Genomic DNA, 3,348 nt, shown 5'->3' on the forward strand with positions numbered 1-3,348 from the left:
CATCAACAATCCAACGGTCACCATTATCATTTGTCATTACAAAGGCAACATATACGGTCTGACCGACATAGGCTGCTGGAAATTGAACAACTTTTTCTTCACAAACATTGTAAACAGCATTCAATTCTGTTTCATTCCATGTCTGAATAGTTGTAAAAGTAGCCACATTTGTCTGAGAAGTAGTTGATACTCGTATAGTATAAACACTTCCAAAATTAGCCGCTAAAGTTTGTTTCGTAGAAAAGTGTAATTGACCATTAGCTGGCACAGTAGACAAAGGAGTCACTAACCAGTCTTCCGCAAAAGTTCCATCGGTAACATTTTCTTTATTTAAATAAGCAGAACGCCCGTTACAAGAATTTGGCGCTGTGATCACTCCCCACGATTGAGCCGTCCCTATTCCGTTATCAAAAACCTTCCAGTTTCCTGAGGTTAGAGCCCAGTCTCCTGAGGTTAAATTTGGGGTGGTTGTTCCTTCAAAATCTTCTATTAGCTGCGAAAAGCTATTAAAAGAGAAGAACAACATCACAAAAAGTAAAGTAATTTTTTTCATTGTTTATTATTTGTTTGGTTTGATTTAGACTACCAAGTTAAGAAAATATTAACAAATTGTAATTAATTAATGGTGTAAATAACAATTTTAAGTGTAGATGTTATATTTTTAAATGTGTGTTTACACCTAATAGAATTTAATTAAATAAAAAACTTTTATATATTTGACAAGAAATCAATAAGTATTCAACTTGAAAACCAAAATATATTTTGCTTCTGACCAACATTTTGGAGCACCAACAGCTGAATTAAGTTTTCCTAGAGAACAAAAATTTGTTGGATGGCTAGATGAAGTAAAAAAAGATGCAGATGCTATTTTTCTATTAGGTGATTTATTTGATTTTTGGTTTGAATACAAAACAGTTGTACCAAAAGGCTTTGTGCGTGTTTTAGGTAAATTAGCTGAAATAAGAGATTCAGGAATTCCAATTTATTTTTTTGTAGGTAATCACGATTTATGGATGCATGATTATTTTGAAAAGGAATTAAATATTCCTGTTTATCACGACAACAAAGAATTCACATTCAACAATAAAACCTTTCTAATTGGTCATGGTGATGGAAAAGGTCCAGGTGACAAAGGATACAAACGTATGAAACGTGTTTTTACAAATCCTTTTTCAAAATGGTTGTTTCGATGGATTCATCCTGATATTGGTGTAAAATTAGCTCAATATTTATCGGTAAAAAACAAACTAATTTCTGGTGATGAAGATGTTACTTTTTTAGGAGAAGATAATGAGTGGTTAGTACTTTATGCAAAGCGAAAGTTAGAAACAAAACATTATGATTACTTCATATTTGGACACAGACATTTACCTATGATTATAAATGTTGGCAAAAATTCCAAATACGCAAATCTTGGTGATTGGATTGGTTATTTTACTTATGGTGTATTTGATGGAGAGACTTTTGAGTTGAAAAAATTCGAATAATTAAATTATTTTAACAAAAAATCTAAAGTCAACAGATCTATTTTCCCATCAGGAAATAATCGGTTATTTTCTTCAAAAGAACGAACAGCATTAAATGTAATGTCTCTAAAAAGTCCGTCTGCAGGAATATTATATCCTTTTTCTATCAACTTTTTTTGAAGTTCAAATACAAAGGAATTATAATCCCCAACTTTTAAACTATATTTTTCGGGATTACTTTTGAAGGTATCAATTAAAAAATTTCTTTTAAGAAACTGGTCATAATCTTTAGCATTTAAACCACTTTGTTCAAAAAATGCAATCTCTTTATTGCTCAATCCTAGCTTTTTTATTACTGTAGATTCTACTAATTTATCTTCATAAAACTTGACCGTTCCTAATTTTCTAGTATACCCTAAAACTGAATTTTTAGTGTCTTCGTCATTATTTTCTGGATTTCTAACATCGATATCTTGTTGAACCCATTGAAGACGAACATAAGAATTCAAATCTTCAATGGCTTGATAATAATTTAGTAAGAAATTTTTATCATGGTAATTGAAATCAATTTTTTTATTACTAACATAATCAACACCTGGTGAATGAAAACGCTTATAATTTGAATATTGATTATATCCAAATATTAAAAGAATAACAATAAGTATAACAATTAAAATCTGTTTCATTTTTTGTTTATTTGAATGCAAATTTATACAAAAAAGCCAAACAAATGTTAATTTTCATTTTCTAAATCCTCAACATCTTTTTCTAAATCCAATTTTCTGAAGTTTGGCAAAACAAATGCTGTTGTCGTTACGGTTAATAATGTCATGACTCCACCAAAAACCACGGCATTTACAACACCCATTAATTTTGCAGTCAAACCACTTTCAAAAGCACCTAGTTCGTTGGAAGAACCTACAAAAATAGAATTCACAGAGGCAACTCTTCCTCGCATGTGATCTGGAGTGTGTAATTGTAAAATTGTATTTCGAATTACTACAGAAACTCCGTCAAAAACACCACTTAGGAACATTGCTAAAACCGAAATCCAGAAAATTTCAGATAATCCGAAAACGATAATACAAATTCCGAACATAAAAATAGCCCCTAATAATTTGATTCCAGCTTTTCTATTTAAGGAAATATAAGCAGAAAACAACATCATCAAGAAAGAACCTAAAGCCGGTGCTGCTCTTAAAACTCCAAATCCTTCTGAACCTACTTTTAAAATATCTTGAGCAAAAATAGGCAACAAAGCTACTGCTCCACCAAATAAAACTGCAATCATATCTAAAGAAATTGCTCCTAAAATTTTCTTGTTAGTAAAGACAAAATTCAAACCTTCTTTCAAACTTTTGAAAATAGGCTCTCCGATTTTAGGATTTAGGATAGGTTTACTTTCAATTTTTGATAACATAAGTAAAGCCATTATTGAAAAAGCAAACACTAAACATAAAGACCAATGCACTCCAATAAAACTGATTGAAACTCCTGCCAAAGCTGGTCCAAACATAGAGGCTAATTGCCAAGTAGAACTACTCCAAGTTGCAGCATTTGGGTAGACTTTTTTTGGAACAATTAAAGACAATAAGGAAAAAATTGTTGGTCCTAAAAAAGAACGAACCAATCCCCCTAAAAAAACTAAAGCATAAACAGTATACAAGATTGTATTTAAGGATAAATCCTTAGTAAACTGTGGAACAGTTATTAAAAACAATCCTAAACTTACTACCGAAAAACCTAGAATACACTTGACTAATAGTTTCCTTTTTTCGCTTTGATCCACAATATGGCCAGCAAATAAAGCCATAGAAACAGCTGGAATAATTTCCATTAAACCTATAATCCCTAATGATAAAGGATCTTTCGTTAAACTATA

General features: G+C 30.9%; 4 protein-coding genes. 1 reads left to right on the top strand and 3 read right to left on the bottom strand.

Annotated elements, in window-relative coordinates; translation table 11 throughout:
* Positions 1 to 553: choice-of-anchor J domain-containing protein (locus tag AACZ53_RS14285; protein WP_339839835.1), on the bottom strand; the 553-nt coding region annotated here is incomplete at its 3' end.
* 190 nt (positions 554 to 743) lie between these two features.
* On the opposite strand from AACZ53_RS14285, the gene AACZ53_RS14290 reads away from it, so the two are divergent.
* Positions 744 to 1,487, top strand: coding sequence for a UDP-2,3-diacylglucosamine diphosphatase (locus AACZ53_RS14290; protein WP_339839837.1), 744 nt, complete (start codon positions 744 to 746; stop codon positions 1,485 to 1,487).
* 5 nt (positions 1,488 to 1,492) lie between these two features.
* Here AACZ53_RS14290 and AACZ53_RS14295 read toward each other — a convergent pair whose 3' ends face one another.
* Both AACZ53_RS14295 and AACZ53_RS14300 read right to left on the bottom strand, forming a co-directional pair.
* Positions 1,493 to 2,152, bottom strand: coding sequence for a peptidoglycan-binding domain-containing protein (locus AACZ53_RS14295; RefSeq protein WP_339839839.1), 660 nt, complete (start codon positions 2,150 to 2,152; stop codon positions 1,493 to 1,495).
* 47 nt (positions 2,153 to 2,199) lie between these two features.
* On the bottom strand, positions 2,200 to 3,348 hold a 1,149-nt coding region (locus tag AACZ53_RS14300), incomplete at its 5' end, for an MFS transporter (protein WP_339839841.1).

Origin of the sequence: uncultured Flavobacterium sp., assembly GCF_963975005.1 — a bacterium.
Classification (GTDB): Bacteria; Bacteroidota; Bacteroidia; order Flavobacteriales; family Flavobacteriaceae; genus Flavobacterium.

Coding starts and splice junctions, on each gene's coding strand:
- AACZ53_RS14295 (WP_339839839.1), bottom strand. CDS start 2,152: ATGAAACAGATTTTAATTGTTATACTTATTGTTATTCTTTTAATATTT.